This is a genomic window from Duganella sp. Dugasp56 (assembly GCF_047304105.1).
In the GTDB taxonomy this organism is placed as follows: domain Bacteria; phylum Pseudomonadota; class Gammaproteobacteria; order Burkholderiales; family Burkholderiaceae_D; genus Rugamonas; species Rugamonas hordei.
In genome coordinates, this window is sequence record NZ_JBGLYQ010000022.1 from 89,897 (window position 1) to 103,874 (window position 13,978).

The 13,978-nt window shown below is 65.4% G+C and carries 15 protein-coding genes; 7 read left to right on the forward strand and 8 right to left on the reverse strand.

Going from position 1 to position 13,978, the window contains the following annotated elements:
• Positions 1-4: 4 nt before the first annotated feature.
• Entirely contained in the window at positions 5-994 is a 990-nt protein-coding gene (locus tag ACCD07_RS16895) for a helix-turn-helix domain-containing protein (protein ID WP_176651723.1), read from the reverse strand.
• Positions 995-1,102: 108 nt separating this feature from the next.
• Between ACCD07_RS16895 and ACCD07_RS16900 the strand changes: the two genes are divergently transcribed.
• Entirely contained in the window at positions 1,103-1,723 is a 621-nt protein-coding gene (locus ACCD07_RS16900) for a cysteine hydrolase family protein (protein WP_413448013.1), read from the forward strand.
• On the opposite strand, the gene ACCD07_RS16905 is transcribed toward ACCD07_RS16900, so the two are convergent.
• From ACCD07_RS16905 to ACCD07_RS16925, 5 genes are read right to left on the reverse strand one after another with little or no spacing between them, the layout of a single operon-like run.
• Positions 1,720-2,070 carry a translation initiation factor Sui1 gene (locus tag ACCD07_RS16905; RefSeq protein ID WP_176651721.1) on the reverse strand — a complete coding sequence of 117 codons (351 nt, stop codon included), beginning with the start codon at positions 2,068-2,070 and terminating at the stop codon, positions 1,720-1,722. The two genes, ACCD07_RS16900 and ACCD07_RS16905, sit on opposite strands and share 4 nt — an antisense overlap.
• 20 nt (positions 2,071-2,090) lie before the next feature.
• Positions 2,091-2,756, reverse strand: a complete 666-nt coding sequence (locus ACCD07_RS16910) for a hypothetical protein (protein WP_176651720.1) — start codon at positions 2,754-2,756, stop codon at positions 2,091-2,093.
• Positions 2,753-3,721, reverse strand: coding sequence for an MlaD family protein (locus ACCD07_RS16915; protein WP_413448014.1), 969 nt, complete (start codon positions 3,719-3,721; stop codon positions 2,753-2,755). Before ACCD07_RS16915 ends, ACCD07_RS16910 begins: the two co-directional genes overlap by 4 nt.
• A 1-nt stretch (position 3,722) precedes the next feature.
• Complete coding sequence (locus ACCD07_RS16920) at positions 3,723-4,511, reverse strand: ABC transporter permease (RefSeq protein WP_413448015.1); 789 nt, start codon at positions 4,509-4,511, stop codon at positions 3,723-3,725.
• 57 nt (positions 4,512-4,568) lie between these two features.
• Positions 4,569-5,435: a LysR family transcriptional regulator gene (locus ACCD07_RS16925; RefSeq protein ID WP_413448016.1), complete on the reverse strand. Its 867-nt coding sequence runs from the start codon at positions 5,433-5,435 to the stop codon at positions 4,569-4,571.
• A gap of 87 nt (positions 5,436-5,522) precedes the next feature.
• Here ACCD07_RS16925 and ACCD07_RS16930 point away from each other — a divergent pair, with 87 nt between their 5' ends.
• From ACCD07_RS16930 to ACCD07_RS16940, 3 genes are all read left to right on the forward strand, one after another.
• Complete coding sequence (locus ACCD07_RS16930) at positions 5,523-6,908, forward strand: MFS transporter (RefSeq protein WP_413448017.1); 1,386 nt, start codon at positions 5,523-5,525, stop codon at positions 6,906-6,908.
• Between the two features lie 98 nt (positions 6,909-7,006).
• On the forward strand, positions 7,007-9,832 hold the full coding sequence (locus ACCD07_RS16935) for a M16 family metallopeptidase (protein ID WP_413448018.1): 2,826 nt from the start codon (positions 7,007-7,009) through the stop codon (positions 9,830-9,832).
• Positions 9,833-9,844: 12 nt separating this feature from the next.
• Positions 9,845-10,045 (forward strand): hypothetical protein, encoded by a 201-nt coding sequence (locus tag ACCD07_RS16940; protein WP_072780462.1) that lies wholly within the window; start codon positions 9,845-9,847, stop codon positions 10,043-10,045.
• Between the two features lie 15 nt (positions 10,046-10,060).
• Here the strand turns inward: ACCD07_RS16940 and ACCD07_RS16945 are convergent, their stop codons facing one another.
• Positions 10,061-10,459, reverse strand: coding sequence for a VOC family protein (locus ACCD07_RS16945; protein ID WP_413448019.1), 399 nt, complete (start codon positions 10,457-10,459; stop codon positions 10,061-10,063).
• 67 nt (positions 10,460-10,526) lie between these two features.
• Between ACCD07_RS16945 and ACCD07_RS16950 the strand changes: the two genes are divergently transcribed.
• Genes ACCD07_RS16950 through ACCD07_RS16960 form a run of 3 tightly spaced genes read left to right on the forward strand, consistent with a single transcriptional unit; the run spans position 10,527 to position 12,949 of the window.
• Positions 10,527-11,945 carry a cytochrome P450 gene (locus tag ACCD07_RS16950; protein WP_413448020.1) on the forward strand — a complete coding sequence of 473 codons (1,419 nt, stop codon included), beginning with the start codon at positions 10,527-10,529 and terminating at the stop codon, positions 11,943-11,945.
• A gap of 38 nt (positions 11,946-11,983) precedes the next feature.
• Positions 11,984-12,511 (forward strand): SRPBCC family protein, encoded by a 528-nt coding sequence (locus ACCD07_RS16955; RefSeq protein ID WP_176651712.1) that lies wholly within the window; start codon positions 11,984-11,986, stop codon positions 12,509-12,511.
• Positions 12,512-12,529: 18 nt separating this feature from the next.
• Positions 12,530-12,949 (forward strand): hypothetical protein, encoded by a 420-nt coding sequence (locus ACCD07_RS16960; protein ID WP_353402987.1) that lies wholly within the window; start codon positions 12,530-12,532, stop codon positions 12,947-12,949.
• On the opposite strand, the gene ACCD07_RS16965 is transcribed toward ACCD07_RS16960, so the two are convergent.
• On the reverse strand, positions 12,946-13,965 hold the full coding sequence (locus ACCD07_RS16965; protein ID WP_413448021.1) for an AraC family transcriptional regulator ligand-binding domain-containing protein: 1,020 nt from the start codon (positions 13,963-13,965) through the stop codon (positions 12,946-12,948). The genes ACCD07_RS16960 and ACCD07_RS16965 overlap by 4 nt on opposite strands.
• Positions 13,966-13,978 lie beyond the last annotated feature (13 nt).

The window sequence follows — 13,978 nt, forward strand, 5'->3', positions numbered from 1 at the left end:
GCCGTCAACCCGGCGCGGCGGACCGGTACAGCTTGCGGTACTCCGACGGCGAGGTCCGCAGCGCCGCGCGGAAATGCTGTCGCAGCGACAGCGCCGATCCAAATCCAGCCTGCTGCGCCACCATCTCGATCGATACCTCGGTGCCCTCCAGCAGATGCTGCGCGTGCGTCAGCCGCTGATTGAGCAGCCATTGCTTGAACGAGGTACCGGTAGCGTTGCGGAAGTGGCGGGTGAAATTCCGGCGGCTCATCAGCGCGCGTTCGGCCAGTGCGTCGATGCTGTGGTTTTGCGTCAAATCCTCGCCGACCCAGCCCAGCACCTGCGCGAAGCGGTCGTCGCTGCCGGTCACCGGCAGTGGGCGTTCAATGAACTGCGCCTGTCCTCCCTGCCGGTGCGGCGCGACCACCAGCTGCCGGGCCACGCGGTTGGCGATCTCCGCGCCGCACAGCTGGCGCAGCAGGTGCAGGCAGCAATCAAGCCCCGCCGCGACGCCGGCCGAGGTGACCACTTTCCCTTCATCGACATACAGGACTTCGCGGTCTACCTTGACCTTCGGATAGCGGGTGGACATCGTGTCGGCGCAGGCCCAGTGCGTGGTGGCGGTGCGGCCGTCGAGCAGGCCGGCTTCGGCGAGTGGAAATGCGCCTATGCAGAGCCCCACCACTTGCGCTCCGCGCTGATGGGCGCGCCGCAGCGCTTGCAACAGCGTAGGTGGCGCAGGGCGGCAGTCGGCATGCCAGGACGGCATGATGACGATGTCGGCGCGGCCAAGCGCCGCCAGGCTGTGGGTGGCGACGATGTCGAAGCCGGCGGTGGTGCTCAGCGATGTTGCTGGATCTTCCGCGCACACTTTGACGTCGAAGGTGGCGCTGCCGCAGTCGGCGCGCTGGGCGCCGAATACCTGGCACGGTACCGACAAATGAAAAGGGTTGATGCCGTCGAAGGCGATGACGGCGATGCGGTATTTCTGGATGGGAGATGCGCGCGTAGACATGGCCTGATTATATCGCATGGTGGCCTTCGGGCCACTTTTGGATAACGGCACGGCGACGGACAATATCCATCACCGGGCGCTTACGCCTTCATCCCACAGGAGAAAACCATGACCGCCACCCCACGCCGTGCCCTGATCGTCATCGACGTACAAAATGAGTACTTCACCGGCCAGATGAAGATTGAATATCCGCCGGTGGAGACCTCGTTGCCGAATATCGGCCGTGCCATGGATGCCGCGCGCGAGGCCGGCATCCCCGTGGTGGTGGTGCAGCATGATGCGCCGGAGGCCTCGCCGATATTTGCCCTGGGGTCGGACGGCTGGCAGCTGCGCCCGCTGGTCGCGCAGCGGGCGGCCGACCATCGCATCAACAAAAAGATGGCCAGCGTGTTTGTCGGGACCGACCTGGCCGAGTGGCTGGCGGCGAACGCCATCGACACGTTGACCATCGTCGGCTACATGACGCACAACTGCAATGCTTCGACCATCTACGAGGCGATGCACCGCGGTTTGCAAGTAGAGGTACTGCAGGATGCCACCGGCGCGCTGCCGTATGAAAACGCCGCCGGCAAGGTCAGCGCGGAAGAGATTCACCGCGTTTTCAACACGGTATTCCATTCCAACTTTGGCGCGGTGGCGAGCACCGAAGAATGGCAGTCTGCTGTACGCGATGGCCGCAAGCTCGAGCGCGACAACATCTACCTGTCGAACCAGCGGACCCGCCGCTAGCCGCCCGTGCGCTTGGGCTGGTGGCCCTGTTTCTTCAGGGCTTCCATCACCAGGTCGCAGTGGTCGCCCTGGATTTCGACGACGCCGTCCTTGACGGTGCCGCCGGAACCGCAGGCGCTGCGCAGCTGCTTGCCCAGCAGGGCGAGGGCGGTCGCGTCGAGCGCCAGGCCTTTCACCAGCGTGACGGTTTTGCCGCCACGCCCCTTCGACTCGCGCGAGACCTTCACCACGCCATCGCCGACAGGCTTGGTCTTGGCTGCGGCCTTGCAGCCGCAATCGGCGACCGGCAGGCCGCAGTCAGGGCACATGCGGCCGGTTTCGGTGGAATAGACGAGGCGTGTTTTCATAGTGAGGCGAGATTCTAGCATTATGGTTTCTCGCTGACGAGGTCAATGCGGCGCTTGAGGCGCTGGGCTTCGGCGGTGTCGCCGGATTTTTCGGCGCGCATCGCCTGGACGCCCAGCCAGGCCAGCAGCGGGCGGCGCCAGCCTTGGGCGGACGCGGCGTCCACGGCGTCGCGAAGGACTTCCGGCGTGGCTCTGCCCGCGCGCAGCAGGACGCCGCTGGCCACCAGCTTGGACATGGGATCGGCGATCGCCTGCACGGCGCCGGTTGCGGCCGCGTCGCCGGACGCTGTGGCGACCGGCCGGTGCTGCGCCGGCAGCAGCGCGGCGTCGGCCGCGGTGGCACGGCCGGACAGGTAGGCGGCGTAGGCGCGGTCGGCCGGGCCTGCGTCCTGCGACAGCTTGTCGTAGCCGGCGCAGTCTTCAAACACCAGCGAGGCGACGCGCGCGGCGCAGCGTATCAGTTCGGCGCGTATCATCAGATCGACTTTTCCGGTGCTGGCCAACGCCTCGCGGGCGCGCTGGTATTCGGCCGCCTCAACGCGGGCATTGCCGGACATGTAGGCGGCGGTCGAGCGTTCGATGGAGCTTTGCGCGTTCATCTGCCAGTCCGGTACCGGCGGGTTGTTGCCGCAGGCTGCGAGCAGCAGCGTAGCGGACAGCGCGAACAGCGGGGCGATAGTCTTCATGGCAGCTTGATCTCCGTGTCGCGCTTGAACGGCCATTTGCGGTTGATTTCGTTGACCAGCTGTTCGACCCGGCGCAAGCTGCTTTCCACTTCGCCGCGCAAGGTGCCCAGGTCGGCCGTGGCTTCCTTGGCGTTGGCGCCGACGGCCTGCGCCTCGACCAGCACCGCGTCCATTTTCTTCAGGCTGCTGCGGGCATCGGCCAGCAGGCCGTTGAGCTGCGCGATGGTCGCCTGCGCGTCCGTCATCACGCCTTGCTTGCCGAAGACTTGCGTGTCGGCGTGACCGATCAGGCTGTCGGCCTTGGTGGCCAGCGCGTTCACGGTGATCAGCAGCTTGTTGGCGCGCTCGGTCAGTTCCTTCGCGTTCTTGTCGTCGCCCGCTATCAGGCCCATGGCGCCGCCGGGGCCATTCAGCTTGCCGGTCACGCCCTGCACGTTGGCCAGGCTGGCCGCCAGCGCGGAGTTTTCCGCCGTCAGCGTGCTCAGGTTGTCCAGCAGCTCCTTGGCCGAGGCCAGCAGGCGCGGTATCTCCGCTGCCGGATCGCCGACCAGTATCGGACGCAGTGCCCCGTCCTCCAGTGCAGGATCGGTGGGAATGCCGCTGAAGGCGCGCAGCTTGGCGCCACCCACCAGCCCCCGTTCCAGCGTGAAGATGCTGGAGCTGCGCAGCCAGTGCGCGTCCTTGCGCGGTACGTCGACGATGACGCGGGCCTTGCCGTCCTTGCCAAGTTCGATGAGGCGCACGCGCCCGATCGGGAAGCCGGCGAAGGTGACGTCCATGCCGACCACCACGCCTTCCGAATCGTCGGCCTGCAGCACCAGCGTCTGCGTCGCCTCGAAGGCGCCGCGCGCGTACATCAGGTACAACGCCGCTCCGGCGACCAGCACCACCATCAGTATCAGCAGCAGTGCCGCCTTGAGTTCCGCATTGCGCACCGGCGCCGCTTCGGTTGTTTGGTCTGCCATGTCAGTAGTAGTTACCCATGAGTGATGCGACTTCGATGAGGAGTATCACGGCAAACAGCCGTACCATGTCGTGCAGGCCGTGCGTGACCTTGTTGCGGTAGCTGGCGCCGAAGTAAAACGAGGACGCCATCGGGATCAGCCCGACCGCAAAACTGAAGAAGACGATTTTCAGCACCAGTATCAGCGCGACCGCCGGGTTGAAGACCTGGCCGACCACCCGCGTGTAGCCCTGCAACGCCCACGGCGTGAAGCCGTACAGCGACAGGTAGGCGAGGATCAGCGTCAGCACGCAGCTGACGGCGGCCAGCATCCATACCGCGAACACGCCGGCCACCACGCGCGGGAAAAATTCCTGGTGCAGTTCGGCCTCGGTGACCGTGTTGCCGGCGCCGCGGCCCTGCGCGAACTCGAGGCCGGCCGGCAGCGTGGTGCGCAGCGCCACGAAGGCGGCCGCGCACAGCGGGACCAGTTCCAGCACCAGCACGCGCACCACCATTTCCAGCGCGAAGCGCGACAGGCCGTAGCTTTGCGAAGTGACGAAAACGATGCGGATCAGGACCACGCTCACCAGCGCCGACAGCACGGCGAACCATGCGAGGTTGGGCGCGGTGTCGCGCACGATGTGGCGCGCCAGCTTGTTGCGGTTGGCGCGGCCGTAACTGGCGGGCGTGACGGCGAGCGACAGCATCAGCACCGCGAACAGCAGCAGCCTCCACCAGCTATGCAGCCAGGCGAGGGTGGCTTGGTTCAGGCGCCGCAGCGCGGCGGGTACGGATGCTTCGAGGTTCATATTGCCATATTAGCACCGCGACCGCGCGGGCAGGCGTCCGGCTCGCCAGCCGCGACCCTACTTGTCGGGGAAGCTGGCGATGATGGCGTCCGCCGCCGCGCGCACGCGGGCGCTGCGACTGAGGTCGCTGTGCATCACCAGCCAGACGTCGTAGTGGTCGGCCCGCTCGGGCCAGATGCGCGTCAGCGCCGGATCGCCGTCGGCCATGTGGCAGGGCAGCTCGGCCACGCCCATGCCTTTGCGGGCGGCGTCGATCAGCAGCAGGCCGCTGTTGACCTCGATCGCCGCGCGCGCGTTGTGGATCGGTTCCAGGCACAGCTTCTCCTGGTGCCGCGGCGCGACGCTGGCCTGGTAGCGGACGATGTCATGGCCGGACAGGCCGTTGCCCGCCACCGGCATGCCGCGTTCGGCCAGGTAGGCTGGCGTGGCGTACAGCCCCATGCTGCGGCGGATCAGGTGGCGCGAGATCAGGTCGGGACTGGTCGGCTTGAGCGTGCGCACGGCGAGGTCGGCCTCGCGCCGCGTCAGGCTGGTGATTTCGGTGCTGGCGCTGAGGACGATGCGGATTTCGGGGTGCTGCACGTGCAGCCGCTGCATGGCGTCCAGCACGAAAGCGGCCGCCATGGTGTCCGACGTGGTCACGCGCACGATGCCGGACAGGCGGTTGTCGATGCCCTGCATCTCGCGCTGGAACTGCAGCGCCGCCTGTTCCATCAGCTCGGCGGCGGTGACGGCCAGTTCGCCGGCCGGCGTGGCCAGGTAGCCGGACGGCGTGCGCAGGAACAAGCGCGCCCCCAGCGATTTTTCCAGCGCGTTGAGACGGCGTCCGACGGTGGCCTGGTCGATATCGAGCAGCCCGGCGGCCGCGCGCAGCGTGCCCTTGCGGTAGATGGCGAGGAAGATCCTGGCGTTGTCCCAATCCATGCGGTTTTCCGGTGAAATGCATTTTTGCATCAGAGTGCCGATGTTATGCGTATTTACTGCATTGCGCAAGCGGCCTAACATCGCGTCATGAATACTCAAACCACTACCGCCGCCGTGCCTGACCGCCAGGTGCCGCCCCTGCTGATGCTGATGACGCTGGCCATCGGCTTCGTGATGGCGATGATCGATGTCACCGCCGTCAATACCGCCTTGTCCGACATCTCCGTCAGCCTCGCCGTGCCGCTTGCCGGCCTGGTGTGGGTGGTGGACGGCTACACGCTGACCTTTGCCGCGCTGCTGATGGCGGGCGGCGCGCTGGCCGACCGCTACGGCCCCAAGAACGTCTACCAGGGCGGCTTGAGCGTCTTCATACTGGGTTCGATACTGTGCGCGGTGGCGCCCAGCGGGAACGCGCTGATCGCCGCCCGCTTGCTGCAAGGCGCCGGCGCCGCGCTGTTCATGCCCAGCTCACTGAGCCTGATGACCCACGCCTACGAGAACCAGGCCACCCGCGCGCGCATGCTGGGCACCTGGTCGGCCATCGTCGGCTGTTCGTCGGCGGCCGGTCCGCTGGTGGGCGGCCTGCTGGTGCATGAATTTGGCTGGCGCAGCGTGTTCTGGGTGAACGTGCCGATCGGCCTGGCCGGCATCGTGCTGACGCAAGTGCTGGCACCGGCCACGCCGCGCCATGAGCGCGCGCTGTCGATGTTCAGCCATTTGCTGGGCGTGGCCGCGCTGGCCGCGCTGAGTTTCGTGCTGATCGAAGGCCCGGTGCTGGGCTGGGGTTCGGTGCCGGTGCTGGCCGCCGCCGCCGCAGCCATCGGTGCCGCATTCCTGCTGGTGCGGCGCGAACGCACCGGCGCGCATCCCTTGCTGCCGCGCGCCTTGTTCGAGACGCCGGCTTTCGCCGCGGCCAACGGCGTCGGCTTCCTGATTAACTTCGCGGTGTTCGGCCAGTTGTTCCTGCTTAGCCTGTACATCCAGCAGTCCGGAGCCGACGCGCTGCATACGGGCTTGAAGCTGATACCGATGATGGCCGCTTTCGCCGTCGGCAACCTGACGTCGGGCCGCATCACGGCGCGCGTCGGCACGCGTCCGCCGATGATGTATGGTTTGCTGGTGGGGTTGAGCATGGCGGTGCTGATGCTGGCCGGCCTGTCGCCGCAGACGCCATACTGGCTGCTGGTGCTGGGCACCGTGGTGATGAACGTCGCCATCGGCATCGCGATTCCTGGCATGACGGCGACGGTGATGCTGGTCGCCGGCAAGGCCCACGCCAACAGCGCCGCCGCCGCGCTGAACGCCAACCGCCAGATCGGCGCGCTGGTCGGCGTGGCGATGATGGGCACCGTGCTGCACATGGTGCCCGACTGGGCCTGGCGCTTGCCGCTGGCCTTCGGCCTGATTACGTCGGCCTATGCCGGCGCCTTGTGCCTGGTGTACCGATACGTCAAGCTGGGCAAGCCGGTTTAGGAGTTGTGGCCTGCCGGCTGGCAGGCGAGGAAGGAATCTAGCCCAAACTAAGAATTTCGGTGTAAGGTAGCTCCCTCGTTCATTTTTACGCAACTTGTATGAAGCTGATGATTTCGCGTAGCGCCTCCGCCGCCATCCTGCTGGCGTGTTCCCTCATGGCGCAAGCCGATAATCCGCCGCCGCTGAAACTGAGCGATCCGATTCCGGTAGGTCCGCAGGTCAAGGTTGGCAAATTGGCCAACGGCCTGACCTACTACGTGCAGAAGAACGGCCGCCCCGAGAACAAGCTGGAACTGCGGCTGGTGGTCAAGGCCGGCTCCATCCTCGAAGACGAGGACCAACTGGGCCTGGCGCACTTCACCGAGCATATGGCGTTCAACGGCTCGACCCATTTCAAACGCAACGAACTGGTGTCCTACCTGCAGTCGATAGGCGTGAAGTTCGGCGCAGACCTGAATGCCTACACCAGCTTCAACGAAACCGTCTACATCCTGCCGATACCGACCGAGAAGCCGGAGATCGTGGAGCAGGGCTTCCAGGTGCTTGAGGACTGGGCCCACGGACTGTCCTTCAACGACGCCGACATCGACAGCGAGCGCGGTATCGTGCTGGAGGAACTGCGCATGGGCAAAGGCGTGGACGACCGCATGAACAAGGTGTTGTTGCCCAAGGTGCTGAACGGCTCGCACTACGCGCAGCGGCTGCCGATCGGTAAAGAGGATATTCTCAAGAGCTTCAAGTACGACGCGATCAAACGCTTCTACCGCGACTGGTACCGCCCGGACCTGATGGCGGTGGTGGTGGTCGGCGACATCGACCCGGCCAAGGCGCAGGCGCTGATCGAGCAGCATTTCGGCAAGCTGAAAAATCCGCAGAACCCGCGTCCGCGCGAGTACGCGACGATACCGGAACGCGCCGCGTCGGAAGGCGTGGTGTTCACCGATAAGGAAATCGGCGCCAACTCCATCTATATCCGCTACCCGATCCATCCATGGCCGGCCGGCACCACCGTCGCCGACTATCGCCAGAAGCTGATCGAGAACATGTACAGCTTCATCCTCAGCCAGCGCATGTATGAGCTGACGCAGCAGGCCAATCCGCCGTTCCTGCAAGGCGGCAGCGGCATGAGCGGCGTGGTGCGCGGCTATCGTTCGTTCGGCGCCGGCGCGGTGCTGGGCAAGGGCGGCGCCACGCCGGCCATCAACGCGCTGGTGCAGGAAGACCAGCGCGCGCGCCAGTACGGTTTTACCGCTTCCGAAGTGGAGCGCGCCAAGAAGGGCATACTGCGCAACTACGAACGCATGTACAACGAGCGTGACAAGTCCGATTCGAGCGGCTACGCGGCGGAATACATCCGCAACTTCCTGGAACAGGAAACCATCCCCGGCATCGCGGCGGAGTACCGCTATGCCACCGAGCTGATTCCCGATATCTCGCTGAGCGAGGTGAATGCGGCGGCGCGCGTGGCGATTCCGGTCGATCAGAACAAGCTGGTGATCTACACCGGTTCGGACAAGGCCGGAACGCCGGTGCCGAAAGCCGACGAGCTGCTGGCCATCGCCAGCGCGGCGGAAAAAATCGGCGTCAAGGCGCAGGAGGAGAAGCTGTACGCCAGCCAGCTGATGCCGGTGCCGCCCAAGGCCGGCAGCATCGTCGGCCAGACCGTCAATGTCAAGCTGGGAACGACGGAGCTGAAGCTCAGCAACGGCGTCAAGGTGGTGCTCAAGCCTACCGACTTCAATAACGACCAGGTGATGATGGGCGGCGTGCGTTACGGCGGCTGGTCGCTGTTCGGCGACCGCGATATCTTCAACGCGCACTACGCCAGCAGCATCGTCGGCCAGATGGGCGTGCTCAATTACACGCCCAACGACCTGGGAAAGGTATTGGCCGGGAAGAGCGTCAGCTCCACCGCCAGCGTCAGTTCGCTGAATGAATCCGTGGGCGGCAGTTCGGGCAGTTCGGACATCGAATCGATGTTCCAGCTGGCCTATCTGCAGATGACGCAGCCGCGCAAGGATGCGGCCATCTACAGCGCCTACGTTGACCGCCAGCGCGAACTGGCACAGAACAATCTGGCGCGGCCGGAATCGGTGTTCTACGACACCGTCACCGCCACGCTGTACAACAACAATCCCCGCGTGCTGCGCGCGGCCAAGCCGGCCGACTTCGACCAGCTGGGACTGGACCGGGTGCTGGATATTTACAGCAGCCGCATGTCCAGCGCGCGCGACTTCACGTTCTTCATCGTTGGCAGCTTCGACGTGGAGAAGATCAAGCCGCTGGTCGCCACCTATCTGGCCAGCCTGCCGACGGGCGAGATTCCCGTTGCGTTCAAGGACGAGGGCGTGCGTCCTGTGAAGGGCGTCGTCAAGAAGGAAGTGCATGCGGGTTCTGAGCCCAAGAGCACGATCTCGCTGTCGTTCACCGGCGACGTGGAATACTCGCGCACCGAACGCCTGCGCATGCAGGCGCTGGTCGAGGTGCTGAACATCAAACTGATCGAGGTGCTGCGCGAGAAAATGGGCGCGATGTACAGCGGCGGCATGAACGGCACGATGAACCGCATCCCCTACGGTAACTACACGATCAACGCCAACCTGCCGTGCGCGCCGGAGAACGTGGACAAGGTGATCGCCGCGACCTTCGCCGAGATCGACAAGATCAAGCAGAACGGCGCCGAGGAGGCGGACCTGAACAAGGTGAAGGCGGCCTGGGTCAAGAGCTACCGCAAGGGCCTGCGCGAGAACGGCTACTGGCTGGCGGTGCTGCAGAGCACCTTCTTCAACAATTCCAATCCAGACGATATACTCACTTATGAGTCGCGTGTCGACGAGATCAAGCCGGCCGACCTGAAAGCGGCGGCCAGGCGCTACTTCGACATGAACAACTATGTACAGGTCGTGCTGTATCCCGAGAAATAAGAGAGGTCAACCATGGCAAAGAAAAAAGAAGAACTGGATCCGGAAACCCTGGAATTGATCAACTGGTGCATCGAAGTCGAGGGTTTCCTGGTCAAGGGCGGCGCCACGCAGGAGCAGGCGCAGGAACATATCGAAGAACAGGTCGAGTGGTTCACCGACCAGTTCTACGAAGGCCTGACGCCGGAGGAAGCCGCGAAGGAAGCGCTGGCTTAAGATTGAACAGCACGCTCAAGCCTGTTCGGCGTCATGACAGACGACGCATAATTTATTCCCCTCCGGATCGCGGAAGTAGGCGCCGTAGTAGTTGGCGTGATAATGCGGCCGCAAGCCCGGGGCTCCTTCGCACTGGCCGCCATGCGCCAGCGCGGCCGCATGGGCACGGTCGACCGCCGCGCGCGATGGCGCCATGAAGGCGAACATCTGGCCGTTGCCGCATCCCGCCGGCTGGCCGTCATACGGTTTCCCGATCACGAACAAGGGCCGCGCGGTTTCCGCCGGCATCCACGCCGCCCAGGGCTTGCCGGCGTCCTTGAAGCGCGGCCGCGTGCCCAGCTCCGCCATCAGCGCGCTGTAGAAGGCGTAGGCCGGCTCAAAGTCGTTGATCCCTATGTAGACATGCGAAAGCATCAGCTTCTCCAGTAAGTGAGTATAAAGTCAACATTTCGGGGTATAGTGTAAGCGGAGACCAAAATAAATGGAAAAAAACACGCTGCGCCGTATCGCCGATCTGCCCGGACCCAAGGGGCGCCCTTTGCTGGGCAATGTACGCGACATCAATGTCAGGCCCATGCACCAGGTGCTGGAGGGCTGGGGCCGCGAATTCGGGGCGATGTACCGCTTCCGCATCATGCGCAAGGAGTTCGTCGTGACGGCGGACCGCGACGTCATCGCCACCCTGCTGCGCGACCGTCCCGACGCGATGCGGCGCTCCAGCCGCACCGCCGAGATGCTGAACGAAGTCGGCACGCGCGGCCTGTTCACGGCCGAGGGCGAGGATTGGCGCCGCCAGCGCAAGCTGGTGATGCGGGCGCTGACGCCGGAGGTGATCCACAATTTCTTCCCGACGCTGACGATGCTGACCGAGCGCCTGCGCGCGCGCTGGGATGCCGCCATCGCCGCCGGCAAGCCGGTCGACGTGCTGCGCGACCTGAAGGCCTACACGCTGGACGTGACCATCGGCCTGGCGATGGGGCAGGACATCAACACGCTGGAGCTGGAGGAGCATCCGCTGCAGCGCGATATCGAATTCCTGTTCAAGCTGGTGGCCAAGCGCCTGACGTCGCCGTTCGCCTACTGGCGCGTGGGGCTGCTCAAGCGCGCCGACGACCACGAGGCCACCGCCGCCGCCGCGCGCATCCAGCGCGCCATCTTCGGCTTCATCGCCGAGGCGCGCAAGAACATCGAGCGCAATCCGGCGTTGCGGCAGAAGCCGTCCAACATGCTGGAGGCGCTGATCATCGCGCGCGACGAGCCCGACTCCGGCCTGACCGACGAGGCGGTGGTCGGCAACGCGATCACGATGGTGTTCGCCGGCGAGGATACGACTTCGAACACGGCCGCCTGGCTGATCGATTTCCTGTCCATGCATCCGCAAGCGGCGGCGCGCATGGCGGAGGAGGCCGGCCAGGTCCTCGGCGACGGTGCGGTGCTGTCCGACTACCATCTGCTGGACCGCCTGCAGTACATCGACGCCGCCACGCGCGAGGCCATGCGGCTGAAACCGGTCGCGCCCCTCATGGCGGCCGAATCGAACGAGGATGCGGTGGTCGGCGATCTCGCGGTGCCGGCCGGCACGGTGATTTTCCTGTTGCTGCGGCACGCGTCCGAGCGCGGTTGCGAGCTGGCGCAGCCGGAGCGCTTCCTGCCCGAGCGCTGGCTGGAGGCGGCCGGCGGCGGCGGCGACGATCCGGGCCGCAAGCAGTTTCCCTTTGGCGGCGGGCCCCGTTTCTGTCCCGGCCGTTATCTGGCGATGGCCGAGATCAAGATGGCGATGTCGATGCTGGTCAAGAACTTCACGCTGGTGCGCGAACCGGACGCGCCGCAGGCCGAGGAGCGCTTCACCTTCACGATGACGCCAGACTCCTTGCCGGTGCGACTGATCAAAAAAACATGATAGGCTAGAGGCGCTTTTCACAAAACAGGGGATAAAACATGTTGAAGAAAATCGCAATCGGCGTTGTCGTACTGATCCTGATCGTCCTGGGCCTGGCCGCCATGCAGCCGGACAGCTTCCGCGTGCAGCGGAGCATCGCCATCAAGGCGGCGCCGGAGAAAATCCAGCCGCTGATCAGCGATTTCCACAACTGGCCCGCGTGGTCGCCGTGGGAGAAGCTGGACCCGGCCATGAAGCGCACCTATAGCGGCGCGCCCAAGGACCAGGGCGCCGTCTATGCGTGGGAGGGCGACGACAAGGTCGGCGCCGGCCGCATGGAGATCACCGGGCTGGCGCAGCCGACCAAGGTCGACATCAAGCTCGACTTCCTCAAGCCGTTCGAATCGCACTGCCTGACCGAGTTCGCGCTGGAACCCAAGGGCGAGCTGACCACGGTGACCTGGACCATGTCCGGCCCGAGCAATTTCATGACCAAGCTGATGGGCCTGGCCGTCAGCATGGACAAGATGATAGGCAAGGACTTCGAGACCGGCCTGGCCAACATGAAGGCGGTGGCTGAAAAATAGCGGAGGCGGGCGATGAGGATGGGTCCAGTATTGTGCGCGGCGGCGTTGGCGATGGCGGCCGTGGCTCATGCCGCGCCGCTGAGGCACGACCATCCGGTCATCGGCACCTGGCAGGTCACGCTGCCCGACGGCTCCTGCAGCGAAACCTACCGCATCCGCGCCGACGGCAGCACGCTGGTGTTCAGCAACGAGGAGGTGGCCGAGTCCACCTTCTCGATCAGCGACCAGCCCGACAAGGACGGCTTCTATGAGGAAGTCGACACCATCGTCAAGGACAACGGCAAGCTCGATTGCCTCGGCGACGTGACCGAGGTGGGGCGCGCGGTCACCAGCTACCTGCTGTTCCATCCCACCGGCGACATGTTCCTGATGTGCGTCGAGCGGCGCATGGACAAGTGCATCGGCCCGTTCATACGGGTCAAGGGCAACGAGATCTAAGTCCGGTAGGCGCCGGGATTGACGCCGGCCCATTCCCTGAACGCGTGGTTGAAGGCGCTCTGCTCCTGGTAGCCCAGCAGGAAGGCGATGTCGACCAGGCTCAGTTCCGGCTGGCGCAAATAGTCCTTGGCCAGGGCAAAGCGCGCCTGGTCCAGTATCTGCTGGAAGGTGGCGCCGGCGTCGCTCAGCTTGCGCTGCAGCGTGCGCGGCGACAGTTTCAATTCTTCGGCGATGGACGCCAGCCGCACCTGCCCGTGCGCCAGGTTGCGGACGATGGCCGCGTGGACCTGCTGCGCGATCGAGTTGTCGCTTTGTACGCGCTGGCGCAGCAGCTGCTCCGCGTGCTGCTGCAGCACCGGATACAGGCTGACGTCGGCGTTGGGCACGGGCCACGCCAGCAACTGAGCGTCGAACGTGGCGACATTGGCCGGCGCGCCGAAGTCCGGCATCTCTCCCAGCACGCGGACATATTCATCGCGATTGGCCGGGTCGCCGCCGTCGTGGGTCAGCGCCAGCCGCGCGGCCGGCAGCGTCACGCCGGCCAGCCAGTTGCCGAACACGCGGATGCCGGCGAACACGCTGTCGGCGAGGTGGCGGTGGACGGGGCTGTAGTTGCTGTGCCAGGTGTAGCGGGCCACGCCGTCTTTCACAGTCAGCTCCGAGCGGCCCAGGTCGTGGGCCAGCTGCTCGTAGCGCATGGTTTGCTCGAAGGCCTGGCCGAAGTCGCGGCAGCTCAGCAGGATCAGGCCGTAGACGCTGTAGGTTCCCATCTTGACGCGCTCGCCCACGTGCAGGCCGAAGTGCGGGTCGGCCGCCAGCGCGGCGCCGGCATCGAGCAGGCGCACGTAGTCGTCGGCGGGCAGCGAATCGGGCGGCGGCTGCAACGCACCGGCGGCCATGCCGGCGGCGCGCTCCAGGACTGCGGGCGTGACGCCGCGCGCCGCCGCCGCTTCCAGCAGGGGCTGCAGATACGACCCGGCGACGCGGCGCGACAGGTCAGCGTGCGGGCTTGGCATAATCGAACAAGGC